General features: G+C 58.3%; 21 protein-coding genes and 1 tRNA gene. 17 read left to right on the top strand and 5 right to left on the bottom strand.

Annotated elements, in window-relative coordinates; translation table 11 throughout:
- Window positions 1–202 precede the first annotated feature (202 nt).
- Window positions 203–2095: a GxGYxYP domain-containing protein gene (locus tag JIN78_RS02775; RefSeq protein WP_200390408.1), complete on the top strand. Its 1893-nt coding sequence runs from the start codon at window positions 203–205 to the stop codon at window positions 2093–2095.
- 4 nt (window positions 2096–2099) lie between these two features.
- Here the strand turns inward: JIN78_RS02775 and JIN78_RS02770 are convergent, their stop codons facing one another.
- The gene (locus JIN78_RS02770; protein ID WP_200390407.1) at window positions 2100–3041 is read right to left on the bottom strand and encodes a type I phosphomannose isomerase catalytic subunit; all 942 of its coding nucleotides are present in this window, start codon (window positions 3039–3041) and stop codon (window positions 2100–2102) included.
- 154 nt (window positions 3042–3195) lie between these two features.
- Between JIN78_RS02770 and JIN78_RS02765 the strand changes: the two genes are divergently transcribed.
- Entirely contained in the window at window positions 3196–3471 is a 276-nt protein-coding gene (locus JIN78_RS02765) for a DUF8066 domain-containing protein (protein WP_200390406.1), read from the top strand.
- Between the two features lie 161 nt (window positions 3472–3632).
- On the opposite strand, the gene JIN78_RS02760 is transcribed toward JIN78_RS02765, so the two are convergent.
- Window positions 3633–4934, bottom strand: a complete 1302-nt coding sequence (locus JIN78_RS02760; RefSeq protein WP_200390405.1) for a bifunctional UDP-3-O-[3-hydroxymyristoyl] N-acetylglucosamine deacetylase/3-hydroxyacyl-ACP dehydratase — start codon at window positions 4932–4934, stop codon at window positions 3633–3635.
- Window positions 4935–5034: 100 nt separating this feature from the next.
- Between JIN78_RS02760 and JIN78_RS02755 the strand changes: the two genes are divergently transcribed.
- From JIN78_RS02755 to JIN78_RS02705, 11 genes are all read left to right on the top strand, one after another.
- The gene (locus JIN78_RS02755; protein ID WP_200390404.1) at window positions 5035–5787 is read left to right on the top strand and encodes a Nif3-like dinuclear metal center hexameric protein; all 753 of its coding nucleotides are present in this window, start codon (window positions 5035–5037) and stop codon (window positions 5785–5787) included.
- Between the two features lie 143 nt (window positions 5788–5930).
- Window positions 5931–6001: transfer RNA gene (locus JIN78_RS02750), tRNA-Gly, on the top strand.
- Between the two features lie 50 nt (window positions 6002–6051).
- Entirely contained in the window at window positions 6052–6630 is a 579-nt protein-coding gene (locus JIN78_RS02745) for a hypothetical protein (RefSeq protein WP_200390403.1), read from the top strand.
- Window positions 6631–6671: 41 nt separating this feature from the next.
- Complete coding sequence (locus JIN78_RS02740) at window positions 6672–7883, top strand: outer membrane beta-barrel protein (protein WP_200390402.1); 1212 nt, start codon at window positions 6672–6674, stop codon at window positions 7881–7883.
- 116 nt (window positions 7884–7999) lie between these two features.
- The gene (locus JIN78_RS02735) at window positions 8000–10138 is read left to right on the top strand and encodes a GumC family protein (RefSeq protein ID WP_200390401.1); all 2139 of its coding nucleotides are present in this window, start codon (window positions 8000–8002) and stop codon (window positions 10136–10138) included.
- Window positions 10139–10160: 22 nt separating this feature from the next.
- Window positions 10161–10733 (top strand): polysaccharide biosynthesis/export family protein, encoded by a 573-nt coding sequence (locus JIN78_RS02730; protein WP_200390400.1) that lies wholly within the window; start codon window positions 10161–10163, stop codon window positions 10731–10733.
- A 100-nt stretch (window positions 10734–10833) separates the two neighbouring features.
- On the top strand, window positions 10834–11565 hold the full coding sequence (locus tag JIN78_RS02725) for a PDZ domain-containing protein (protein WP_200390399.1): 732 nt from the start codon (window positions 10834–10836) through the stop codon (window positions 11563–11565).
- Window positions 11566–11654: 89 nt separating this feature from the next.
- Window positions 11655–12407: a UMP kinase gene (gene pyrH / locus JIN78_RS02720; protein WP_200390398.1), complete on the top strand. Its 753-nt coding sequence runs from the start codon at window positions 11655–11657 to the stop codon at window positions 12405–12407.
- 27 nt (window positions 12408–12434) lie between these two features.
- Window positions 12435–13001 (top strand): ribosome recycling factor, encoded by a 567-nt coding sequence (gene frr / locus JIN78_RS02715; protein ID WP_200390397.1) that lies wholly within the window; start codon window positions 12435–12437, stop codon window positions 12999–13001.
- 27 nt (window positions 13002–13028) lie between these two features.
- Window positions 13029–14354 carry an AsmA family protein gene (locus JIN78_RS02710; RefSeq protein ID WP_200390396.1) on the top strand — a complete coding sequence of 442 codons (1326 nt, stop codon included), beginning with the start codon at window positions 13029–13031 and terminating at the stop codon, window positions 14352–14354.
- A gap of 62 nt (window positions 14355–14416) precedes the next feature.
- Window positions 14417–15559 (top strand): vWA domain-containing protein, encoded by a 1143-nt coding sequence (locus tag JIN78_RS02705; RefSeq protein WP_200390395.1) that lies wholly within the window; start codon window positions 14417–14419, stop codon window positions 15557–15559.
- Window positions 15560–15585: 26 nt separating this feature from the next.
- On the opposite strand, the gene JIN78_RS02700 is transcribed toward JIN78_RS02705, so the two are convergent.
- The gene (locus tag JIN78_RS02700; RefSeq protein WP_200390394.1) at window positions 15586–16485 is read right to left on the bottom strand and encodes a sugar phosphate isomerase/epimerase family protein; all 900 of its coding nucleotides are present in this window, start codon (window positions 16483–16485) and stop codon (window positions 15586–15588) included.
- 173 nt (window positions 16486–16658) lie between these two features.
- Here JIN78_RS02700 and JIN78_RS02695 point away from each other — a divergent pair, with 173 nt between their 5' ends.
- Entirely contained in the window at window positions 16659–17426 is a 768-nt protein-coding gene (locus JIN78_RS02695; RefSeq protein WP_267906997.1) for a PspA/IM30 family protein, read from the top strand.
- Window positions 17427–17769: 343 nt separating this feature from the next.
- Window positions 17770–20304 carry an MFS transporter gene (locus JIN78_RS02690; RefSeq protein WP_200390392.1) on the top strand — a complete coding sequence of 845 codons (2535 nt, stop codon included), beginning with the start codon at window positions 17770–17772 and terminating at the stop codon, window positions 20302–20304.
- Here the strand turns inward: JIN78_RS02690 and JIN78_RS02685 are convergent.
- A complete protein-coding gene (locus tag JIN78_RS02685) occupies window positions 20301–21254 on the bottom strand; it encodes a sugar phosphate isomerase/epimerase family protein (protein WP_234037742.1) in 954 nt (317 codons plus the stop codon). The two genes, JIN78_RS02690 and JIN78_RS02685, sit on opposite strands and share 4 nt — an antisense overlap.
- Window positions 21255–21289: 35 nt before the next feature.
- Window positions 21290–24289 (bottom strand): SMP-30/gluconolactonase/LRE family protein, encoded by a 3000-nt coding sequence (locus JIN78_RS02680; protein WP_200390391.1) that lies wholly within the window; start codon window positions 24287–24289, stop codon window positions 21290–21292.
- 91 nt (window positions 24290–24380) lie between these two features.
- Here JIN78_RS02680 and JIN78_RS02675 point away from each other — a divergent pair, with 91 nt between their 5' ends.
- Window positions 24381–25037 (top strand): SDR family oxidoreductase, encoded by a 657-nt coding sequence (locus tag JIN78_RS02675; RefSeq protein ID WP_200390390.1) that lies wholly within the window; start codon window positions 24381–24383, stop codon window positions 25035–25037.
- Window positions 25034–25312: a hypothetical protein gene (locus JIN78_RS02670; protein ID WP_200390389.1), complete on the top strand. Its 279-nt coding sequence runs from the start codon at window positions 25034–25036 to the stop codon at window positions 25310–25312. The genes JIN78_RS02675 and JIN78_RS02670 overlap by 4 nt, the downstream gene beginning before the upstream one ends.
- Window positions 25313–25358 lie beyond the last annotated feature (46 nt).

The following is a 25358-nucleotide window of genomic DNA, read 5'->3' as shown; positions in this document are numbered from 1 at the left end:
CTCGCAGGCAGGCCGGGCGTTTGGGAATCGAGGTCATTCTTTTTTGCCGATATTTGCCAAGTGTTTTGTAAGCTTGGTGCTGGCTTGGGCGTAAGCTCAAGTCGTTCCCCGTGAACGGTCTACTTGTATAAAATTGTCTGAATTCTTGTGTGTTTTTCCTCTGCTTGTCTTTGCTCTGACTTCGAGGTCGGCTTGTGCGGAGATGACTTGGCCGGAAGAGGGCGTCTTGCCGAGATTTGCCAAGCCCGCGCCTCTTTTGCAAACTGCGGTTCTGGAAGGTCTAAGTCCGGATGAGCAATTGACTCTGGTGGGTTTGCAGGGGGTGGTGAATCGAACCGAGCCAAGGATCTACCTCTTGAAAAGGTCGTCGCGACATCCGGACCGCTGGGCGGAGACCCAAGAGCTGGGGCTTGCGGAAGTGCCTGAGTCGTGGCTCGCTCTGGTGGAGCGCTTTCGTGAGGAGGTCAGTGGAGTGGTGCGCTACGATCCCGAGACGAGTCCCCACTATCGTAATGTCGCTGGCACGGTGGCTGGCATGAAGGGAGCCCTGCCCGTTACCGACGAGGTTTTCGCCAAACTGAAAGAGGCCGGGGTCGATCTTCCGGTCGTGGCCGACTTGAGCGCCGAAAAGGCGAGTTCTCCGGTGGAAATTTATCTTTGGATGCATGGGACTTATTGGGCGGACTGTGAAAAACGGGTGATTCTGAGCGCCAAGCCCTTCAATCATCGGGGGCCGGGAGATTTCCACCACACCCGGGACCTGGCTGCGGCGACCGGGGCGGCCGTGGTCTGGCTGGACTGCCGCATTCCGGAAGAGCGCGAAGTGATGCGTTTGTTCTTCCAAGATATGAAGGCGGGGGAGTCCGTCGCCTTGGGTTGGTATGCCAGCGAACGTTCGGGGATTACCACCGCTTCCGAGTCCGGTATCAGCACTCTGCCTTCGGATTATTACCAAAACAGCACTGTTCATTCCGGTGTCGCCAACGAGATCGCTATTCCGGCAGTCCCGAAGCTCCCGGAATTGGCTAATAAGGTTTATATCTCTCTCTACATCAGTGATGGAGATAATATCCAGTATTGTCAAAATGCCATGCGGGGTCTTTGGGATAGGAGCGCCGAGGATCGAGGGAAAATGCCGTTGAACTGGACCATTGCCCCTGGTCTGGTCGACATTGGCCCTGGTCTTCTCAACTATTATTACCGCACCGCGACCAGCGGGGATTGCTTTGTCACCGGCCCCTCGGGCATGGGTTACCTCATGCCTACCAATACGCTCGAAGAACCGGGTGCTCCAGTGGGAGTCTACTTGAAGGACTCAGCACGGATGGATGGTTATGCCTCATTGACAGAAACCTACCTCCGGCGCTCGGGTCTTCGAGTGGTTACAATTTGGGACAATGCCTCGGCCATGCAGCGGGCTTCTTATGAAAAAAATAGTCCCAGTCTCTATGGAGCGACGGTTCAGAACTTCAAGGACGACCCCACGGTGGCGAGTAGCGTGGAAGGAGGGCGCGTGCCTTTTGAGCGTTTGGTTCTACCCTATGCGGGCAGTTTTGAGCACCTGACCCGCGAGCTGCGAAACTCGTTGCGTCAATGGGAGGGCGATTCTCCGCTTTTCCTTTCCGCCCAAGTGGAGGTCTGGAAAGAGCTGCGGCCCCATCGCCTCCTTGCCGTCAAGCAGATGCTCGAAACCCTCTATCCCGGGCAGATCGAGTTCGTTCGCGCGGACCATTATTTCCAACTCCGCAATGCCAGTCAGGGCTTGCCCTTCAATCTGAGTCTTTTGCCCTCTACCCGGAGCGAGCCTGAGGCCGCGAGGGCGACCTTGGACGGCACCCCGACAAGCGCTTGGACGGGGGATTCCTTGGTGATTTCCCTAGCGGAATCCCGCCAATTTTCCCGCGCTCTGCTTACGAGTGAAGCGGTCACCTTGTCCTGCGAAGTGAGTTCTGACGGGAAGGAATGGCAGTCGGTCTTTGAAGGACCGACTACCGGATTTTGCGAAATCAGTTGCCCGCCGGTCGCTGCCCGTTTCATCCGCTTCCAGGCTTCCGCTCCCATTGAGTGGCGGGAAGTGGAAGTCTACGGGCACTGAAGGGTCAGGCAGAGGGGAGGGTGACCTGGAGAACCACGCTGTCGACGAGGGCCTCCAGGGGGGCCGCGCCCTTGGGCAGCAGCAGCCAATCGCCGGGCTCGTGATTTCCGCTGGCTGATTTCACTTGTCCGGACACGACCGCAACGAGGGAGAAGCGATCCGCCTGCGGGTTCTCGATGCTGCCACCGGCCACGACCTTGAGTTCGTCAGTCTGGAAATACTCACAACGGGCCAGGGTGGTGCCGTCCGGAGTGTCCATACCGGGCTCGAAGTCGTCGAAGTCGATGGAGGCGAGGGACTCCTCGACGTGGAGTTCGCGCGGCTGGCCATCGAGGCCCAGGCGATTCCAGTCAAAGACGCGGTAGGTGGTGTCCGAGTTCTGCTGAATCTCGAAAATGAGATTCCCGCCCCCAATAGCATGCAAGCGGCCGGAGGGAATGAAGATGGATTCGCCTTCTTTGGGCTGAATGCGATGGACCACCTCGGCGACCGTGCCCTCGGCAATGGCCTGCTCGAACTGCGCGCGAGTGACGCCATTCTTCAAGCCGATGTAGAGGCTGGCGCGTTCTTCGGCTCCGGCTAGATACCACATTTCAGTCTTGGGCTCGCCATTCAGCGAGGGGGCAAGCTCTGTCGGCGGATGGACCTGGATGGAAAGATCGTCCTGACAGTCGAGAATCTTGATGAGCAGGGGAAAGCGCTCCGAATCGGGCATCCCGGAGCCAAAAACTTCCGCGCGGTGCTCGCTCCAGAGCTGGTGCAGGGTTTGGCCCGCATAGACGCCTTCCTTGACCACGGACTGGTCCTCCTCGCGGTCCACGATTTCCCAGGATTCGCCGTAAGGCTGTTCATCGGGAAGCGGGCGATGATAGCGGGTTGCGAGGACTCGTCCGCCCCAGATGCGGGTTTTGTAGAGGGGCTCAAAGGTGAGAGGTGCTTGGCTCATGAGCTTCAGGCTAACAAAAGCGCTGCAAACCGCCAGTCACCAGTCGGTTTCCGGGTGACTAAATTCCCCTTGGCTATAGCTGCGTGCTCAGCCTTTCCAAAAAGAAGCCAGAATTCTCATTTCCAAGATTGCGAGCATCCTGTTGCATATAGGTATGGATTTACTTGTTGTCGGCTTCGGTGTTGTGGTGACGATTTTCTGGATGGTTGTCGCGTGGCGGGCGATGAGGGCCCATGAAAAGATTGCCGGTCAATTGAAGCGCTTCAACGACTCGTCGGAACAAGAAGCTGTTAATCGGCATCAAAAACAACTCGCGGGGAAACATCGGCTCTACCGAAAATTTCAGGCCGAGAATCCCGAGGTGGATGCGCTGGACGCCAAAGAGCGGCATGCCCGCTTCAACGATTGGCTGGATGAGCAGGGAGAGTGACTCTTTTCAACAGTATCATGGAAAACAAAACAGCCGAAGAATCATGGATTCTCCGGCTGAAGCTTCTCGTCGTAGATTTTACGGGGCAGCCTCACGAAGAGTGGCTGCCGTGACCTTGGTTTTGATTTTTGAGTCTTTGGCGCTTCGGTTTTTCCCGCTCTTTATTGCACCGCGAACTTGATGGTGGCGCTGGAGGCCACTTCGCCATTGAGGAGGCAACGGCATTCCGCCTGGCCAATACCGCGGCGGAAGGAGACGATTTCGGCCTCGATGAAGAGGGTGTCGCCGGGGGTGACGGGCTTGCGCCACTTCACTTTGTCGGCGGACATGAAGTAGCCCACTTTGCCCTGATTCTCCGGCACGCGCAGGACGAGCACGCTGGCGGTCTGGGCCATGGCCTCAAGCTGGAGCACGCCGGGCATGACGGGATGACCGGGGAAGTGGCCTTGGAAGAAGTCCTCGTTGAAAGTGAGGTTCTTGATCGCGGTGCAGGTCTTGTCGGTGAAGTCGATGACGCGGTCGATGAGGAGGAAAGGATAGCGGTGGGGGAGAATTTTGAGGATGTCGGGGAGATCGAGAACCGCTTCGCCCCGGGGAATGCTCACCGGAGGGACGGCTGTTTTCATCTTGGCATACTCTTTCTTGAGAAGAGCGGCCATTTTGGTGTTGGGCCCATGGCCGGGAGCGACGGCGATGACGTGGCCGAGGATGCGCTTGCCCCCCAGCATGAGGTCGCCGATGAGGTCGAGGGCCTTGTGGCGGGCGAACTCGTTGCCAAAGCGGCGCGGCTCTTTGGACATCACGTTCTCGCCGCGAATGACGACCGCGTTTTCTAGGGAACCACCCTTAATGAGGCCTTTTTCCAAGAGGGGGGCGACATCCTCGTAGAAGGTGAAGGTGCGGGCGGGGGCGATTTCTTTCTCGTAGAGCTCAGGGGTCACCTCGCTGGAGAAGTGCTCGGTGTGTTGGTCGTTGCGGCCCACGTTGGTGACGGTGAGGCGGAACTTGTTGTCGGGCACGATGGTGATGAGGGAGCCATTGCCGAGGTCGAGATGAAGGGGCTCGCGGATGTGCCAGGTCTTGCGGGGAGCCTCCTGCTGCTCGATCCCGGCTTGCTTGATGAGTTCCACAAAGGGGGCCGAGGAGCCGTCCGCGATGGGGGGTTCGTTGGCATCCATCTCGATGAGGGCGTTGTCGATTCCCATTCCGACGAGGGCGGAGAGGACGTGTTCTACGGTGTGGACCCGGTTGGAGCCGACGGAGAGAGTGGTGGCGCGTTCCACGGTCTCGACCAGGTCGACATTGGCCGGGATGAGAGGCTTGTCCGGCAGATCGACCCGGCAGAAGACGAAGCCGTGGTCTTCGGGAGCGGGCTTGAGAGTGAGGGTGACTTTTTCGCCGGTATGGAGGGAGGTCCCTTCCAGCGAAGCGGCGGCGGCGAGGGTATTTTGCTTGTCAGCCATGGGGAGCTTAATGGCGAAGGGGAACGGCTTTGAATAGCGAAAAATGAGACAAGCGGACTGCGTCATTGCCGGAGGGAGGATTCTCCGCTTCGTTGGAGGCATGGCTGAACTCTGTGAAATCACTGAATTTTTGGACCGGGAATTGCGCCTCGCCGAAGTGCCGGACTACCCGGGAGCGCACAATGGCCTGCAACTGGAGAACGACGGGCGGGTGAGCAAGGTGGCAACGGCTGTCGATGCCAGCCTGGCGGTGGTCGAAAAGGCGGTGGAAGCCGGCGCGGACCTCTTGGTGGTTCATCACGGGCTTTTTTGGCAGGGGGTGCGTATGCTGACGGGCGGGCAATACCGGAAGTTCAAAGCGGCCTTCGACGGCAATCTCGCTATCTATAGTGCGCACATTCCTCTCGACGTGCACCCACAATGGGGAAACAACGCCCTCCTGGCCCAGGCGTTGGGTCTGGAGGTGTCTACAACCTTTCTGCCGTGGAAGGGGCTTGAACTCGGCTTGGCTGGCGAGTGGCAAGGGACTTGGGAGGACCTCTTGGCAAGCATTCAGGAAGAAGTGGGACCCATCATCAGTTTCACCCGAAGCCAACAGGCCGTCGGTCGACTGGGCCTCGTCACGGGAGGGGCGGGAAGCGAGGTGGAAACGGTGCGGGCGGCCGGAATCGACACCTTTCTAACAGGGGAGGGCCCTCACTGGAGTTTTCCCCTAGCCGACGAACTCGGTCTGAATGTCATTCATGCCGGCCACTATGCCACGGAAACCTCCGGGGTGCGAAAAGTCGGGGAATTGTTGAGCGAAAAATTTAAAATTGAGGAACAATTTCTCCCCAGTCCGACCGGTCTTTAGAATGTTCCATCTGGGTAAAGTGCTTACCCAAGGGTTTTTATGGCTGCTCTAGTCGCCGAAATGGGTCTGAAAGAGATCCAAAATATCTCTGAAAAAAAGCCTTGCGGTCTGTTAGCCGGAGCGCTAAAACAAATCTCGAAAGCGCGGGTATAGCTTAATGGTAAAGCTCCAGCCTTCCAAGCTGATTATGAGGGTTCGATTCCCTCTACCCGCTTTTCTTCCCCTTTGAATTTCAAAAAACAGTTCACAACAGGAGAACCAATCATGAAAAATACACTTAAATTCGCTCTCGTGTCCGCCTTGTTGGTGGGTGCTCCGGCGGCCTTTGCGGCTGAGTCGGCTCAGAGCTGCAAAGATATCCAGTCGGTCGTCGAGAAAGCGGTGAAAGCTGATGCGGCGAAGGTTCTTGAGGTTGTCGAAGCTCAAGTGTCGGCGAACTCCGGTTGTGCTTGCGAAGTTGTCAAGGCTGCCATCGTGGCAACCGAAGCTGATAAGGATCTCGTTCGTTCAATTGTCGAAGTGGCCGTTGTGGCTGCTCCTGGCGAAATGCGTTTGATTGCTCAGTGCGCGGTCGCTGTTGCTCCTGATTCCGTGACTGAAGTGCAGCAGGTTCTCGCTTCTTTCGATGCTCAGAGCGGAGAAAGCGTGATGAGTTCTGGTTCCAAGGGTGGCCTCAGTAAAGGTGGTCTTGCTAAAGGTGATCCTGTTCCTCTTCCTGGTGTGGAGAATCCTCTCGATGGTCCTCTGGTTCCTGGAGGTCCTGGTGGAGATCCTTGGTTGCCTGAGCTTCCTCCTTTTCAGCCCCCGACAATTACTCCGGAGGGTGCTAGTCCCACTGAGTAAACTGATTAAGGTTAGCGTTTCTAGTTCAACTTCCCATACACATGAACAAATTTACAAAATCAATTTTTGCCGGGCTGCTTCCCTGTGCTGCAGTTTCAGCTCAGGGCCTTTATAGCATCGCTCCCAACGATGACGAAGCTAGCGAGAGTTTGCCCCTTACTTACGTTGTGGGCGCGTCCGTGGGATACGATGATAATCCTACTCCCTACTTCAGTAACGGAGATGAAGAGTCCTTCTATGTCAGTGCTTTTGCGCAAGCCAACTGGACAAGTGTGACTCCTCAGACTACTTGGGATATCTATGCTCGAGTAGGCGTTCGTCATTACTTTGAGAATTTTGACAGCAATGATGCAGATGAGACCAACGGTGATGTTCGCGTAGGTGTGAATTTTACTCATCGTTTCAGCGAGCGTCTTCGTTTCTCGAGTCGTAACTTCCTGGCCTTCGAGCAAGAGCCCGATTATGATTACGGATTTGGCAACGATCGCCGTGTCGGTGATTACTTCCGCTATTCGAGCGAAAATTCTGTTGGTTATCGCTGGACCGAGCGCTTGGGGACTCAAACCGGTGTGAATTTTTCGGGTGTAACTTACAGTGATATTGATGACTCCGATTACACTCGGGTGACTTTCCGTCATGATTTTCGTTATCGTGTGAGTCCTGCAACAGTGGTGACTGCAGGATATCGTTACGGATTTACCGATTCAGACGGTTCCGGCGACACCGATTCCCATTACATCGTTGGTGGTGTTGAGCACCGTATTAGTCCGGAAAGCGGTATCGTATTCCGTGCTGGCGCTCAGATCGTCGACCCTGACAATGGCGATTCCCACACCAAGCCCTTCTTCGAAGGAACTCTGCGCACTCGTCTGACAAGCCAACTGAGTTCTCAGGTTTTTGTTCGCTACTCGAGTGAAAACTGGAACCGTAGCTTTAGTGATGGTGACGGCATCCGTCACAGTTTTGAAGAAAGTCAGACCTTGCGCATCGGTGCGAAGGCGACTTACGCCTTGAGCCCCCAGGTCAGCCTGTTTGGTGGTGTTAACTACATCCTGACAGATTACGAAGATATTATCCGTGGAACCGGTGAAGGTGACGAAGGTCTCCTCAATCTTAATGCGGGAGTAAGCTATCAGATGACTGATAATCTTTATCTCACTGGTTCTTATAACTTCACTGACGCCTACTCCGACTTTGAAGGCCGTGAATACGATCGTAATCGCTTCCAGCTCGGTGTTCAGGCAACTTTCTAAATCTTTTCTTATTTCGTAAACAATCAACCCCCTCGGTATCGTTTACCGTCGGGGTTGATTTTTTTGTGCCAATCGCGTAAATCGTCCCCCCTAAGCTTGAAACAGCCAAACCTCCCATGAGTCATCCATCCGAAAATACGAACGAAGCCTCGCTGCATGCAGTCGATTATTGGCAAGTTCTCCGCAACCGTTACGGGATCATTCTCCTCACCTTCATTCTGGTCTTCTTGACGGCCGCCGTAATCACGAGGGTGATGCCCAAGCAATACGCCAGCACCTCAGTGGTCCAGGTGAACCCGGAGGTTCAGGGTTTTGGTTCCGACCTGGGTGCTTTGCAGTCCCGCCAATTCTTCCAAACCCAATTTGAAGTCATCACTGCCGCGAGAACCTTGAAAGTGGTCTCTGATAACCTGGACCTGGAAAACAAGTGGGGCCTTTCGGAAAATGCGGTTATTGGGGAACTCAAAAAAATGGTGGAGACGACCCAGCGGACAGGGACTGACCTCATCGAAATCCGAGTCAAGCACATCGAGCCCGAGGTGGCCGCCGAGGTGGCAGCCGAAGTCGCCTTCGCCTATCAGAAACGGCGTAAGGATGAAGAAACAGCGCGGGCGGAAGATCAGCTGAAAGCCCTCAATGACGAAATCGAAGATCAGATGGACAAGGTGCAGGCCAAGCGCATGAAGCTTGATAGCATCGTCCAGATCACGAAGCGCCCCTATTTCGAAGGAGCCCAGAATAGTCCTGAAGGAATGGAAATGGCCATTGCCCGCATGGCCGATCAACAGGCCTTCGAAATGAAAAAGAACCGGGACCAATACAAAATTTACCTCGATCGCCTTGAGAAATTGGATAGCGAGCAGGTCCTTCGCTACGCCGCTGAACTTCCGGTGGAGAACAACACCGTGCGAGGCCTCCATACCGAATATCTGGCTGTAAAGCGCGAGTTGGATGCGATGAAGGCATCGGGCCTCGGTGAGCGTCATCCCGACCTCCAAGTTCAGAAAGAGCGCTTGCAGGGCCTACGAGCGGACCTCGACACCGCCGTGGGCGCTCTTCGTGAGAGCTTGGCCACCAATTTCGAGATGATTTCGGAGCAGCTTCGCGTGATGGAAGACATTAGCACCGAGAAGGAAAGTGACCTGGTTGACCTGGCCACCGAGATGCACCAGTATCGTGAGGCTCAGCGAGATTATGAGTCCGCGCTGGAGCTACTGCAGGAACTCAAGCTGACCCACTCGGCTGAAAGGGTGGCCCTGCGCTCTCCCAAGGAGCCGATCACCATTCAGGAAGAACCGAAGGTCAATGAAAACCCCGTCAGCCCTAAAGTCACTCTGAACCTCGTTTTGGGTGCGGTCGTAGGTCTGATTTTCGGAATCGCCATCGCCTTCTTCCTCGAATACGTGGACACCTCGGTGAAAACCTTGGAAGATGTTGAGCGCTTCTTGCAGATGCCCGTCCTCGCGGTGGTTCCCAAGGACGTCGGCGTTTTGCACAAGCAAAGTGGCATGAGCCCGGATGCGGAAGCTTACCGGATTCTCCGCACCAACATCGAATTCAACCGCAAGAATCCCGAGGACAACGCCATTACAGTCGTATCCGGTGGAGCGGGTGAAGGAAAGTCCACTACCCTCGTGAATCTGGCCTATGTGTGTGCCCAAGGCGGTTACACCACCCTGATGATCGACGCTGACTTGAGGCGTCCCCGCTTGCATACCTTCTTTGATATCAATAACTCTGTTGGTCTGACCAATTATCTGACTACGGACTTGATGTTGGAAGACGTGATTTTGCAGACGCCCGTCGACAATCTCTACTTCATGCCATCGGGCGTGCTGCCAGCCGACGCCGCCGGTATCCTGAACTCTCGCCGCATGTCGGAGTTGATTCAGGACGTGAAGCAGCGCTTTGACCTCGTATTGGTGGACTCCCCGCCCATCCTGGGGGTGAGCGACGCGTCTGTTCTTGCGAGTGAGGTCGATCTCACCATGATCGTGGTTCAGCACCGCAAGCTGCCCCGGAATATGCTCCTTCGGGTGAAGCAAGCTGTTGAAAACGTTGGAGGCCACGTGATCGGGGTCGTTCTCAACAATGTCGACATTCGCAGCGATAATCAGTATCAATATTACACAAGTTACTACACCTACTACGCTCCTTCTGCGGAGCCTGAATCCCGGTCGACCCGCCCCGTGGTGTCCAAGGACAAGAAAGTGACAACCACCAAGCCGGTTACCGATGATTCGGATCTTTACTAACCCCTAAGAAGATTAACGAACTATGAAAACTATCCTTGTTGCCCTGGTCGCACTGCTGAGCCTTTGCCAGATTGCCTCTGCACAGATTCAGAAAAACACGAAACTGAAAATCACCGTGATGGGTGTTCCTGCTGGTGAACAAACGCGGATCAATGCCGTTTATCCCGTGGATAGCAGTGGCAATATCCGCATGTGGGAAATCGGTTCCATCCGTGCTGCTGGTCTCTCTTCGACCGCCTTGGCCAAACAAATCGAGAGTTCTTACAAGAGTGCTCAGATTTACACCTCGCCGACCATTCTGATCGAGCAGATCGGAAACGTCGAGACCGAGCTCCAGCAATTCGTGACGGTCATGGGTAGCGTTCAGCGGCCTGGGACTGTCCCTTACATCAAGGGCATGACGCTGGCGCAGGCCATCGCTGCCGCCGGAGGACCGAATACCTTCGGGACGACTAAACGGGTGAGCGTTTATCGCGAAGGGAAGAAGTATTCTCTGAGCCCGCGAACCAACGACAAGCACAAGCTTGAGCGGGTCTATCCCAGCGACACGATCGAAGTGGACCAAGTCAAGGCCTGGGAATCCGGGGGAGAGTAAAGTCTCTTCACTTCTCATTCTTTCTGGGCAAGGGGCGAGTTCCCTTGCCCTTCTTCTTGTCGTTGCCAAGCCCTGTCAGGGACGCTAGGTTAACAGCCTGATGAGGGGGCTTTCTTTTTTTCTCACTTTCCTACCCTTCGCTCTGCTGAGGGGGGAGGAATGGCCTGTGGCTGCCGACCTGAGGGATGAGAACTATCAGGTCCGACGAAGTAGCGAGGATCTCTTGGTGACCTGGGTGCGGGAGGAGGACTCGAAAGCGCGTGCGGATCAGCTCTTTGAGCGCTATTTGCAAAGCGACGATCCCGAGGAATTCATCCGCTTGTCCAATGTTCTTTGGGAAGTGCATTACGAGCACAAAAAGGATGAGATCCGGCAAAAAGGATCGGGATTCATTGGCATCGAAATGGATAACCGGGAGCGGGTCTTTGATCCCCAACGGGGTGAATTCGTCGAGCTGCCGCATGCTGGAAGAGCGGTCCTCATTTCACAGGTGATTGCGGAGACTCCAGCCGATCTGGCAGGCTTGCAGGGGGGAGATTTGATCCTCGCCATTGACGAGGAATTGCTCGCCAGCGAGAGCCCCAGTCAGAAGCTGAAGGAGATTGTGAGTGCACGGGCTCCGGGCGAGCTTCTGACCCTGACTCTCGAGCGGGAGGGGCAGCAAATCGAGCGGGAAGTGCGCTTGATGAACAGTCGGGCCGTGCGGGCGGAGCGAGCGCTGGAGGGCTTCGATGCCCGCGTTGATTGGGCTCTTGCGGAGCGCTTGAAGCGGGAAGCCTACCGCGAGTGGTTGGCCCAGCAGAGAATCGAGGCGCAGGCTGCGGGCAGGTAGTGCCTTTTGTTTTGAAAATTCGTTGGCAATCCGGGAGCCCGCGATTTTTTGGCTTGGACCGGGAGTCGGCTTAGGGAACTCTCAGCGCCGTGAGCGAACAATCGACGGAGGTCAAGCCGGAGCGGAAATTCACCCGCGCAGTTTTAAAACTCAGTGGCGAAGCGCTGCGTGAGGAAGGGAGCAAGGACAATATTTCCCCGGAGATTGTGGAGCGGATGGCTCGTGAAATCCGGGACGCGGTGAAGGGCACCGGTCTCGAGTTGGCGGTTGTTGTCGGGGGAGGCAATTTCTGGCGAGGAGCAAGTGCCAGTGCCCGGGGGATGGACCGCGCGACGGCAGATTATGTGGGGATGATGGCCACCGTGATGAATTCGCTCGCGTTGCAGAGCGCGCTGGAGGAGGAAGGCCTGACCTGCATCGTGCAGAGCGCCATCGAAATGAAGAATGTGGCTGAGCCTTATATTCGTCGCAAGGCGGAGCGGCATCTTTCCCATGGTCGGGTGGTCATTTTTGCGGCAGGCACGGGCAGTCCTTTTTTCTCCACTGATACGACTTCAGCATTGAGAGCCAATGAGATGGATGCCGATGTCATCTTCAAGGCCACCCAAGTGGACGGGGTCTACGACAGCGATCCCCGCCAGAATCCCGATGCCAAGCGCTACGAGCGGGTGAGCTTCATTGACTGTTTGACGAATCAGTTGAAGGTCATGGATGCCACCGCTTTCAGTCTTTGCATGGAAAACAACATGCCGATCGTGGTATTTGATGTCGGAGTGAAAGGAAATATCACTCGAGCCTTGAGTGGGGCGGATATTGGCACCTATGTTTGCAATCAGGCGTGAAGCTTTTGAACATAAAATCCTGAGAAAATGACTCCAGAAAGCAGTTTGGCAGAAGTGAAAGAGGCGATGGACAAGTCCTTCGAATACCTCGAGCAAGAATTTGGTGGTGTGCGCACCGGCAAGGCGTCCCCCACATTGGTGGATAACCTCGACGTGAATGTGACCAGTTATGGGAGTGTGATGAAGCTGAAAGGCTTGGCGGTGATTTCGGTCCCCGAGCCCCGCATGTTGATGGTGGCGCCTTTCGATCCCAGCACAACAAGTGACATTGAGAAGGCGATTCGGGAAGCCAACCTGGGGGTGAACCCAGCCATTGATGGCACCAATATTCGCCTCGTGGTTCCTGAGCTCACCGAAGAGCGCCGCAAGGAAATGGTCAAGCGGGTGAAAGCGATGGCCGAGGATGCCCGGGTGCGAGTGCGCAATGCGCGCAAAATGGGGATGGATGCGGGCAAAAAGATGAAAGCCGACAACATCCTGACCGAGGACAGCCAGAAGGACTTTGAAGGTGAAGTGCAAGAGCTCACTGATGCCGCTGTCAAAAAAATCGATGAAGCGGCTGCCGAAAAAGAAGCCGAGGTGATGACCGTCTGACTCGGAAGTCCCGATATTCAAAACGCCATGACCCGATCCCTACCAGCTCTTCGTTGGGCCGCCTGGGGGTTGGGTTTTGTCGTTTTGCTCGTCCTTGCTCTGCTTCTCGCCGTCGAGCGTTTCTTTTCACCCGCTTATTTGGAAGGCTGGCTCGCTCGTGAGCTCAATGCCCGGGTGACGCTGGGCGGGCGGGAGGTGAATCTCTGGTCGCGGGAGGTGGTCTTGGAAGATTTGGCCTTGGAGCCACGGGAAGAATTGGCGGGGCCGACTTGGATTCGGGTGGGGGAGGCCCGTCTGGGGGTGAGGTTGCTCCCCTTGTTCTCCCGCCGCCTGGAAGTGACGGGGTTGACGGTGGTGGAGCCCGAAGTGGCGATGACCTTTGCCGAGGGAGGCGGCTTGACTCTCCGGGAACTTTTTCGACAGCCGGAAGATGTCCCGAATGGGGGCAATGGAGGGGAGGAGCAAAGGGGAAGAGACAAACCTCGGGTCCTTCCTGCGGAGAAAAACGAGTGGTTGGCTCGTTTGGAGGTGCTCCAGCTTTCCGAGGGGGCGGTGCAAATCCATTGGCAGGAAGAGGAGCTCACCCTGGCTATCGAAGAGCTTGTCCTGACGGTGGAGGCTCTGGAATTCGAACCTGCCAATCTCTCGTCGCTGAACAATGTGGCGCTGGCCTTGCAGGGAGAATTCACGCTGACCGATGGTTCCGGCTTCCCCCTTTTGTTTCTCGGTCTCACTGGCCCGGTAACTGGGGAGCTCTTTGATCCGCTTTCGGGCGAGTTCGACCTTCGGGTGGCTACGCAACTGGTATTGGCGGAAGAGTCCTATCTGGACCCCAGAGTGGCCCCCGTGCGCAAGGCCAGCCAGTATGTTGAGAAGATTTGGCCGGGCACTCCTCCGTGGGCCGATGAGCAATTCGGCTTTAGCCGTGGTCGCCGTCTGGCGGGCTCTTATCATCGGGGAATCATCCGACTGGCGGCTCCGCTTTCTTTGGAGGCTGGCGACTGGGACCTGGGATTGGGGGCCGCGTCGTGGATCGACATGGGCCGCGGGCTTCATCAGTTTGAGGTGGAATTTCTCGCCGGGGAAGATCTGGACGGGCTGCTGGGGGGCCTGTGGACCGCTCTGCCTGCGGAGTTGCGGGAAAAAGCGGGGGCCCGTTTTTCAGCGGAGGGCAAAGCGCTGTGGCGAATCGAATCCCGTGGAGAGCTCGCCGATCCGGATTTTCGCTTCTTCAATCAAATCCCTCCTGATTTGGAACAGTTTCTGCGACTTGAAGGAACCCTCAACGACAGTTTACAAGAGCTGGAAGGAGAGCTTGACGGCGTTTTGCGGAGATTTCTGGATGATTTGTGAAATTCGATTGTCATTTTCCACTTTTTTGCAAATAAAACTCTCGTTGAGCAGTTACAGAGGAAATGAGTGCGGAATCCATTGTGAACCCAGAGATTGAGAAGGAGCTTCAGCGTCAAAGGGCTCGGGCCACGGTCTCGAGCCTGCTCATCTCATTGTTAACGGCCATCTTACTGGGCCTGATCCTTTACTTCATTGCGATCAAAGGAATCACCATTACCCAGCCGGACATTGTCACTTACAAGGCTTCGGCAGCGCAGGAGAATGAGACGGAGAAGCCCGAGCTAAATCCGAGCTTCCAACGCAAGCCGTCCGCGCCCTCCTCGGCAATGGCGAAGGTGATCGCGGCCAACACGGTTTCGCCGACGGCTGTTCCGGTCCCGGATACGGTGTCGCCTGTGCAGTCGCTCGATTTCGGCGATGGAGACGACTTCGGAGCGGGATGGGGTGCTGGTGATGGCGGGGCGGCTGGCGGTGGTGGCGGCACGACCTTTTTCGGCCAAAAGAGCAACGCCGAGCGGATCGCCTTTGTGATTGATTATTCCAAGTCGATGGGTGGTCCCCGGCAGCGAATCATGCGGGCCGAGCTGACGAAGTCGCTGGATGAACTTCCCGAGGGCTCCAAATATCAGATGATCTTTTTTGCGGGTCCGGTCTGGGTGGCTGGCGACAAAGTCCGGCACTACAAGCAGGGCGATCCCTATGAGCAAAAGGGCAACTTTATCGAAACTCCTGATGGTAAAGTCCATGAGTGGGAGAATAGTGGAGGCGCTGGCGGGTTCGCGCCCAAGCGCCGCCTGGCCAAGGCTTCCTGGATTGATTTGTCCCTGAAACCCAACGTTATTGGCAATGAGCGGCGGGCCGAAGAGGAGCGGGTGAAAAATGCCATCAAGGAGAGCAAAAAGGTGGTGGAGGAAACCCCGCTCATCTACGGCACGCGCTGGAAGTATGCTCTCGAGATGGCGATGGACATGGACCCTGCCCCGCAGGTGATTTACTTCATGACCGATGGCACCACCGGCCGGGAGTCGATGGAGGTGGCCGAGGATATTGGTCGGACTGCCAAGCGAAAGGGCACTATCGTCAATTGCATCGCCATGATGGAACCGGACGCCCACGAGGCCATGAAGGAGCTGGCCGAGCGCACCGGCGGCAAGTTCACGGTCGTGGAGCGCGATGGCAGCCACCGGGAGATCCCTCTCGATTGAGGCCGTGCCTCTCGGGTCGAGGGGGATCAAGCGTAGACGCGGCGGAGATAGTCCATCGATTGCCGGGCGATTTCCTCGGGTGAGGGCTCGTAGCGAAAGACCTCCACCGAGACCCAGCCGGGATAGTTGATTTCGTGCAGGGCCGCGGCGACGGCTTCGTGCTGGATCTCACCCATGCCCGGGCCCAAAAGATTTGGGTCATTGGCGTGGAAGTGGGCCACCCGGTTCCGTTGGGCGCGCACGATGTCGCCCATGTAGGCGTCGATCATTTCGCGGCCGGGTTTTGTGCCCGCAGGGGTCGGCGAGCCGGGCGTTTCCGCATCCAGTTCGTAGCTCATCGCCTTGACGTCGAGGTGCAATTGGCAATGGGGGTGATCGACGAGTTCCAAAAGGGTAGCGGTCTCTTGCGCGGAGGTGAGGAAGTTGGTTTCAGGATGCCCCAGGGGCTCCATCGCGATGGTCACGCCGAGGGGGGCGCAATGGGTCGCGGCTTGGCGGAGAAGGTCGGCGGCCCGGGCCATTGCGGCCTCGCGGTCCCAGTCAGGATCCAGATTGCGTTGTTGGGGTGAGCCCCAAACCATGATTTTTCCGCCGAGGGCGTGGCAGAGATCGGCCAGATGGCGGGTGTAGTCGAGGGTGGCTTGGCGCAGATGGTCAGCAGGGCTGGTGAGGTGAAAGCCGGCGCCGTCATGGAGATGGTCCGTCTTCGCCAGCAACCAGTGGAGGCCGATGATTTCCAGACCTTGGTCCTGGGCGGTTTGCTTCAATTCGGCCGCTTGGGCGAGGCTGAGATTCCGCGCATCGGCATTTTCCGCGATGGTAAAGGGAGCCACTTCCAGCCCGGTGTATCCCAGCCGCGCGGCGGCTTCACATTGTTGGGCGAAGGGGCGGTCTTGAAAGGTCTCGTTGCAGATGGCGAATTTCATGGAGCGGGGGCTTTTTAGCGGAAGCTGTTCGCTGGTGCACGTGCGAAGTGGATACCCCATTTGTGGGGAGGGGGAGCCCGGCGGGTCGCCATTGCAATTTCGCCCGCTTCTTATCCTTGCCTTGAAGGGGGAGAGAGAGTCATGGTGGAGGCGTTACCGAGAGGAGAAAAATTATGTTCAAGAGACTAGGAAATATGATCAAAGGCTTCTTTGGCCTCTTTGTGGGCGGCTTGGAGAAGAAGAATCCCGAAGCCCTGCTGGAGGTGGAAAAGGAAAATCTGCGCAAGCAGATTGCCGAGTTCAACAAGGGGCTAGCCAATCATGCGGGTCTCGTGGAGCGTCTTGTGAGCCAAGCCAAGCGCTTGAGTCGCGAGGAAGAGGAATTGCGGGCCAAGACGGCCGCAAACCTGAAGGCTGGCAATCGGGCCGCCGCAGCCGAATACGCTCTCAAACTCAAGACTGCAGAAAAGGAGCACGATGACGTGCAGGGGCAGTTGGAAGATGCCGAGAAGCGTTACCAAGAGCTGCTGCGCGCGCGCGACGTTTCGGTGAAAGAAGCCAAGGACAAGATTGATCGGCTCTCCCGCGACATCGATGACATGAAGATTCAGAAGGCCACGGCTGAGTTGAACGAGATGGCTTCTGGCATGGTCACTGAAATCGGGGGGGCGGGAGATACTCTCAACCGCCTCGAGAGCATCGTTGAAGAGGAGCGGACCAAGGCGGCTGGCCGGGCGCGGGTGGCCAAGGATGCGCTCGACCTGGGCGAAGTGGAGGAAAAGGCAGCGGAGCAGGATGCCCTTGCGGAAATGGCTCTGGCGGAATTTGCCGCTGCTGAAGGTATTGAAATGGAGAAGCCAGGCAGCGCCTCCAGTGCGAGTGATTCCCCTGCGACCCCGAGCACCGGGCAAGGTTCGATGGGGCCGGTGAAGGAATCCTGAGGTTCCCCGGTCATTTGTCTTTCGACTCAGAGGGCCGCCCGAAGAAAAGGGCGGCCTTCCCAATATCTGAAGGGGAGCGTGCCTCCTCCCCAGTGATTTAACAGGCATTTCCCACTCTGTTGGCGAAGTAGTCGGGTCGGAATTCTTGTTTTCAGGGACCTCCTTGTGCCCGGGTTTTCTCTGGGAGGCGGAGGCACGGAGGCCTCCTTGTGCCCGGGTTTCACTGGGAGGCGGAGGCACGGAGGCCTCCTTGTGCCCGCTGGAAGCGCGCTCCACTGCTCTTCATTGCTTATCTTTACGGCAGTCTTTTTTGGAGGGTATCGACTGAAACAATGATTTCTTTTTGACAATCGATTTCCCCCGGCTGGCTCTCGCTGATATGAATTCCGTCATGCCCACTGATTTGGATTCGCACGAGCCAAGCCGACGCAACTGGCTGTCCTTCATTGCCATTGCGGCTATGACGGGGCTGAATGCCTTCAACGACAATTTCGCCCGGTTCATGCTTCTCCCTCTGGGGGGCTGGCTTGTTTCCCAAGGGGCGGGATTTCCGATTGAGCACCCGCTCGCCATTCTGATGGTGATGCCCTATCTCCTTTTCGCTCCCAGCGCGGGTTGGCTGGCGGACCGTTTTCCCAAGAATCTGGTGGCCCGGTGGGCTGCCTGGATGCAGGTCGTGGGCCTTGCCTTTATGGCTTATTCCGTCTGGGAACGGTCTCTTCTCCTCGCCGTGTGCGCGTTCTTTGTCCTCGCGTTGCAGTCGGCTTTATTGTCCCCGGCTAAGGTCGGGATTTTGAAGGAACTTCTCGGGAGGAAGAAGCTGGCTTTCGGAAGCGGGGTCAGTGAGGGGATCACGATTTTATCCGTGCTCCTGGGGCAGATTCTGGCAGGGATCATCTTCGATCAGCGCTTGGCCAAGCTGGGGGATGGATGGGCGGCGGCCGCCGGTCCGGTGTTTTTCCTGGCTGCGGCTTGTCTTTTGGCGGTGGTGTTGGCTCGGCTCATCGAGCCAACCCCGGCTCACGAAGTTGGTCCGCTCACGCCGCGGGTCGCCTTCCGGCATGTGCGTGATTTTCGTACGGTTTGGGCCGAGAAACCCTTGCGGCTTTGCTCGCTGGGCGTGGCCTTTTTCTGGGGATTCGCCACCTTCATTCTCCTCGCCGTTTATGAGGTCGCCTATCAGTTGCACGATGGCGGGGAAGGAACGGGCACGACCAACTCTTTTCTGATGGCGACCGCCAGTGTCGGGATTGTGGTGGGAAGTGTGACGGCCGGTCTGCTCAGCCGTCGGGGGACGGAGCTTGGCCTCGTGCCTCTGGGGGGGGTGGTGATGACCAGTGGAGCCATTTTGCTCGCGCTGGCTCCCGAGGGCGGGTGGCTCTTCCGGGGGGGCTTGTTTGTGGCTGGAGCGGGAGCGGCCGTCTTCCTAGTGCCGCTCAAGGCCCACCTCATTGACCTCAGTCCCAGCGAAGAGAGGGGCAAAGTGCTCAGTGTTTCCAACCTGATGAACAACCTCGGGGGGGCGGCTGCCATCGCTCTGCAACTTCTTTTCAAGATTGGGGGAGTGGCGGTGGCTTGGCAAATGGCCTTCTTCGCCGTTTTCGCAGCGGCGGTCACTCTTTACGTCGCCAAGCTCTTGCCGCGGAGCTTCTGGCGTTTGATTGCCCTGACCTTGATTCGTCGGCTCTATCGCATCGAGGCTCTGCAGGCCGGGAACATGCCAGCCAGCGGAGGAGTCATCCTTTGCCCCAATCATCTATCTTTTGTCGATTCCCTCGTGGTCTCGGCTGCCAGTCCGCGCCCGGTTCGCTTCCTCATTGCGGAGAAATGTTACCGTCATCGTTGGGTGGGCCACTTTGCGCGTCTTTTTGAGGCGGTTCCGGTCTCGCCGGAGAAGGCCAAAGAGGCGATTCGTCTGGCGGCCGAAGAGGCGGCGGCGGGGAATGTGGTTTGTCTCTTCCCCGAAGGTCAGCTCAGCCGCACGGGGGCGATCTGCGAGGTCAAGCGTGGCTTTGAGATGATTGCCCGCAAGGCGGATTGTCCCGTGGTGGTGGCGCATATGCATGGTTTGTGGGGCACCTTCACCAGTTTTGCCGGAGGTCGCTATTTTCGCAAATGGCCCCGGCGGTGGGGATCCCGGCTGCAAGTGCGCTTCAGCGAACCGCTGCCGCCCCGGGCTGCGACCGCAGGGGCGGTGGCCGAGCGCTGGCGGGTGCTGGCGGAGGCTTCGCTGGAGGAGGAAAGCCTTGCCTGCGATCTGAGGCCCGGGGAGCCGCCCTTGCTCTGTGAGCCGCCTGCGGGTTGGCGGGAAGAATGGCGGCAGGTGTGCGCTCTTGGCCGGGAGGAAAGGCAGCTCCTGGTCCGGCAAGCCCGCGAACTGGCGGCGGTGGCCTTTTGGGAACGGGGCGATCGGGTGCTGCTCGAGTGGTCCCCGGGTGAGGAGCTATCCCGCGTGTTGGCCTTTTTTCTGCCGACATTGACTGGGGTCAGGATCGCGCCAGTGGCAGCGGGAACCCGCGAGAAAGAGCTCCAGCATCTGGCCCGGGAGGAAGCGCTTAATCGCGTCGTCTTGCAGCGCGACTCCTTGTCCCCGACAGCCTTGGCCCAGTTGGCAAAAGGAGGGCGTCGGGTCCAGCTCCTGGCTGCCTGGCGCGGTGGGGAGGACGTTCTCCGGGAAGAAGGTCTCCTGCCCAGTCTGGTGCAGGAGGGAAGAATTGTCACTTGGTCGATGCCGCATCCCGAGGAGAAAAATTCCTCCCTGGCCCTCTTCCAGCCCGGCTGGAAGGAAGGCTCGGTCGGGCGGCTCCTGCCCAGCCGGACCGCGCCTGCGGGCTGGCGGGAGGACTCGGAGCGCTTTCTTTTCCGCCAGGCCGACTAGCCCTCGATGCCGAGCTCGCGGCAGAGCTTTTCGAACTCCTTGCCGTATTCCACGTAGGAGTTGTAGCACTGTTCCCAATCGGGCTCTGCGCCATCGACGGCGTGGAAGACGGTGGCCACGTGGGGCTCAATGGCGAGGCCGCCGTCGTAGCCGGAGTTCTTCAGCTCGGTAAGGATCTCGCGCACTTTGCCTTGCCCGCGCCCTGGAAGGGTGTATTCGGCGGGTTCGGTCTCGCCCGCAGGGGGATTGGTGCAGTCCTTGATGTGGACGTGGATGATGTGTTCGCGCACGGTTTGGAAGAACTCCATGGGGTCCTGCCAAGGGAAGTCGCCATCCGCTTGTGGCTTGGAGCGATCCTTTTGAAAAACGGGATTGGCGGTGTCGAAGATGAGCTTGAGCCCTGGCACTTCCTCCACCAGCCGCAGGGTGTGCTGGGGGGAAAAACCGCCCCAGTTCATGCAGTTCTCGTGGGCTGCGGTGAGGCCGGCTTCGGCGAAACGGCTCACGATCTCGCGCAAGCGGCGGAAACGTTCCTCCTCGTGTTGCTCCTCACCCCAAGGCTCTTGCGCAAAGGACATCACCCGGATGATGGAGGTGCCGAGGCGTTTCATGCGGGGAATGGCGCGGTCGATTTCGGCCAAAGTGAGGTCAAAGTCGGAGCTGATTTTTTTGCCCCAGTTTCCGATGAGGGAGCCGAATTCGGGGATGATGATACCTGCGGCGTCGAGTTGGTCGGCTACGGCCTGGAATTCTTCTTCAGGCAGTTCGTGAATATTGCTGCCATTCACTCCCCGGGCGGAAATGCGGGTCCATCCGATTTCCTGGGTGGCTTTGATCTGGGTGGCTAGGTCGCGAGCGGCTTCGTCGGCAAATCCGGTGAAATACATGGCCAGACTCTTGGCCGGATGGCGCAGCGAAAAAAGGAAAAAAACGGCCTCCCTCCTGCGCATGAAGGCAGAGGGGAGGCCGTCGGAGCAGGTTTATCCTAGCGGTCGAGGCTGTCGAGGCGCAGGACGCGGTAGAAGACCCGGTCGTCGAGTTCTTCGCAGGGCACAGTGCAATCGAGGACCCCGCCGGTGCCGGTGAAGACTCCGTTTGCATAGCCATCGCCTTCCACCACGCATTCGGTGGTTTCCCAGTCGTCTTGCAGGTTCCGGCTCTCCTGAATGCGGTAGAAGCGTCCCGGCAGGGTCTCAATCTCGAGCTTCACGGCCGGTTCGGGACCGGTGAGCGCTTGCAGGCTCTTGATGGAGGGGCGGGTCTTGCCGTCATCGCCTGCTTGCAAGAGAATGGGTAGCTGGGTGGCCAAAAAGCCGTCCCCGAAGTAGGCCTCGATTTCGGCAAAGCCCAAGTCTCCGCCATTGTCGTTGCGGGCCCAATAGTGGGTCAGCTCCAGGCGACCTCCGGGCTCCAGATCGATGGCGTAGGGCTCGTTCTCACGCAGCTTGCCTTCTTGGTCCACGGCCACCAGTTGCAAGGTCTCGTCGAAGAGCCAGAGTTTGGTGCTGAGAGGGCTGTCGCCCGGGTTTTCCAGCACAAAACGCATGGGACGGACTTCGCCCGGGCCAATTCTCAGGGTTTCGGCGGTGGGATCGGCGAGCTTGATGACGGGGGTATCGCCACTGGGGCGATAGACGATGCCGCGGCAGCAAATGGGCTCCGGGCTGGCGTCCGTTTCCGCACAGACCTGAATGTTGGTGCAGGGTCGGTTGCCTTCCAATCGTTCGCAATTCACCGTGATGGTCACCGAAGCGCAGCCACCCGGAGGGACGGGGCCAATGACCCCCGAGTTCGGGGAGAGATCGCCGGGAGCGAGTGCGATGGGGCAGGAGGGATTGGCAAAGGACAGGGCGGACCACGTGTAGGTGCGGGGAGTGAGGGAGTTGTTGCAGATGGTGTAGGTCAGGATGGCCTGCCCGGTTTTCGGACAACAGGGCACCTTGCGGGTCAAGCGGCAGGTATCGGGTTTGGGCTCTTGACCTTCGCAGGGCGGCAGCTCCACACAGAGGTTCGGGATAGCGCAGCAATTTTCTTCACTGCCATCGTGGAGGGCGAGATTGAAGCACAGGGGGCCAGGTGTGCCGAGATAGCAGACCGTGACCGCACCGGTGGCCCCCGGCGCGATGCTGGTCGGGCTCAGGCTCACCGAAGCCGGATCGAAGCCGGCGGGTGGCAGGAAGGTGGCACCCGTGAAGGTGATGGGAGCGGGCGAGAGATGGGTCAAATTCCGAACCTGGAAAGTGAGCGTGTATTTGATGAGACCGGTGGCCTCATCGCGCTCGCACTCGATGCGGTGGGCGAGGACCTCCGCGCATTGGCAATCGGGTAAGTCGACGCAAACCGTTTCCAGGCAACAATCTTCTCCGGTTTCACTCAGGAGTTTGACCTTGAAGTAGACCATCCCTCCTTCCGGGGAGACGGGCAAAGTGATCGAGAGATCGTAGCTCTCGCCCGCCGCGAGAGGGGTGGGAAGGGTCAGGATCCCGCTGGGTTCGGGCTGCACCGTCGTCGACCCACTGGGCAGGGTTCCATCCGGGCAGGGCTTGAACTGAAGATAGTAAACCTCGGTGTCGGGAAGGTTGTGGGAAATCGAGAGATCCACGGTGTAGGGCGCTCCTTTGTCTTCCGGGCAATGAATTTCGACCACTTCGATGCGGGCGCAGTCGTCGCGTTCCCGTAGAATTTCGATATCGCCGCCGGAGCCTTTCCAGTCTTCGGTCGTCGTATTGGTAAAGCCGGGCATATAGGGCACCTTCCAAGAAAAGGCGGCCTGCCCGGTGACCGGGACATCGGAGAGGCGCACACCAAAGTTGCCGTGCGGTCCGAAGTTCGCCGCCATATCGGCGGAGGAGGACCAGAGCACGTTGTCTTGGGTGCCTCCCTCTTCGCCCAGCGCCACCCCGCCGTAGGCTTCCCCATCGAGGGCATTGCAGCCCGTGCGCATGAAGTGGGTGTGGGTCCAGCTCCCGGAGATGAGCTCGGCCACCTGAGTGCCGCTATTGTGGTTGTAGGCGGTGGTGTCGTTGACCATGGTGCGCACTCCGAGGATCATCTTTTGCCCATCCAGGGTGAAACTGATATCCGAGACGGGGGCGCTGACCGACCCCCAGGTATTTTGCCCCGGGGGAAAGAGAATGCTGGTATCGGTTGTGGGGATGAAGTCGCCACTGCCGTCGAGGTCCACGCGGCGGATTTCGGCCGGGTTGCCCACCGAGCCGTCGTTCCAGACCGAGTAGTAGACGGCACCGTCTTCGTATTCCACGGCCCAGAGGCGTTCATTGCGGGGAGGCATGCCAACCGCACCGGAGTCCGGGCTGAAGGGATCGTGGAAGTTCAGCACGGTGCCGGTCGCGTCTACCCGGTAGATGCGGCCATCTTCCAGAGAAGTGACGAACAGTTGATCGTGATCGTAGTCCCAGGAGACATTTCCCAGGCCGGGGCCCGAGACCAGGCCCGAGCCGCTTCCCCAAGTCGATAGGGGCATGGCTTGTTGGCCGGGGATGACGCAAAAAACGGTGGTCGCGCCCGTGCTGCCATCGATGTGATAGACGGTGCCGGCGGCATTGAGATCGGATGCCCCGCCGCCAATATCGCCATAGCGGTGATGAAGCGGCCGGTAGGTCCCGTAGAGACCGTGGGCGGCCACGTAAATGTCGTCGTTGGTCCCGAGTGCGATGCCGAAGACATTGCCCAAATCTTGAGCATTCCAAGAGGCATGGTGATACTGGGAAGCGTCCCAGAGAGGGGCGGCGGGCAGGCCGCAGGGTCCATAGTCCGCGCTGGCGGGGTTGCGCAGATCGACCAGCCCGAAGGTGGGTGCGGAGGCGGCAGGGATGGGGGTGCCAGAGCCATCGTTGGCTGGAGCTCCACAGGTGACGGCGGCGATTCCTCTTTGTAGCGGGGAGCCCGACCAAGGTGCCTGCCCGAAGAGGGAGGCGAGGGCCGAGGCCCCCAAGGTGAGTGTTGCGATGAGTTGTGTCTTCATAGGCCAACAATGGCAACCGAAGAAAAACAACGGCATTTCCGACAAATTTTCTTTTTCGGGAATCAAGGGCCGAATGGTAGTTTGGGCCTACATGGCAAAGACAGTTTGGATCACGGGGTGTTCGCGGGGACTGGGGTTGGAGATGACCAAGGGCTTCCAGGCCCGCGGGTGGCAGGTGGCGGGTTGTGCCCGGCGGCTGGGGGAGATGGGGGAAGGTTTTTTTCGCGCGGTGGATGTCTGCGATGAGAGGGCGGTGCGGGAGTTTTGCCTTCAGGCGGCAGCCAGCACGGAGGCACCCGATCTGCTCATCAACAACGCCGCCGTTATCAACGAGCCCCGCCCTCTCTGGGAGGTGACGGGGGAGGACTTCGATCGCACCATCGACGTCAATATCAAGGGCGTGGCCAACTTCATCCGGGCTGCGGTGCCTCTGATGATAGCGCGTGGCACGGGAGTGGTGGTGAATTTTTCCAGTGGCTGGGGCCGCAGCGTCTCGGCCCAGGTGGCTCCCTACTGTGCGACCAAATGGGCCATGGAAGGCTTGAGTCAGGCCCTCGCCGAGGAGCTGCCGTCTGGCTTGGCGGCGGTCGCCCTCAATCCCGGCATCATCGATACCGAGATGTTGCGCAAAACCTGGGGAGAGGGGGCGGCTGGTTTTCCTTCTGCGGAAGAATGGGGTCGGGTGGCGGTGCCTTTTTTGGAACAGCTCTCCTCCCGGGATAACGGAGCCAGCTTGACGGTCTCGTGAACTTGGAGGAATTCTCCTACTTGGCGGCGATGTCGGCGGGGGCCGCGACCGGTTTCGTCACCCGCATGGTGGCCACCGGACCCGCCGAGTCTCTCGGCGCACTCGTCTTGGGCGTTCTGCTGGGCTGGATCAGTTGTTTCGTGCCTTTTTTCCTCTCCCGCCTGGCGGAAAACGCTTTCTCTGGAAAGATTTCTGCGGCCTTTTTCTTCCTCGGGGTGGCCGGGCCACTACTCACCACGGCCACAATGCTGATGACAATGGCTGGGGGGGCGTGACGGCGTGACGGGGAAGAGATTGAAAAAGGCGGCTCGGTAAAGAATT

The sequence above is a fragment of the Roseibacillus ishigakijimensis genome (assembly GCF_016595415.1).
GTDB lineage: Bacteria > Verrucomicrobiota > Verrucomicrobiia > Verrucomicrobiales > Akkermansiaceae > Roseibacillus > Roseibacillus ishigakijimensis.
This window is presented reverse-complemented; position numbering and strand designations above follow the sequence as displayed.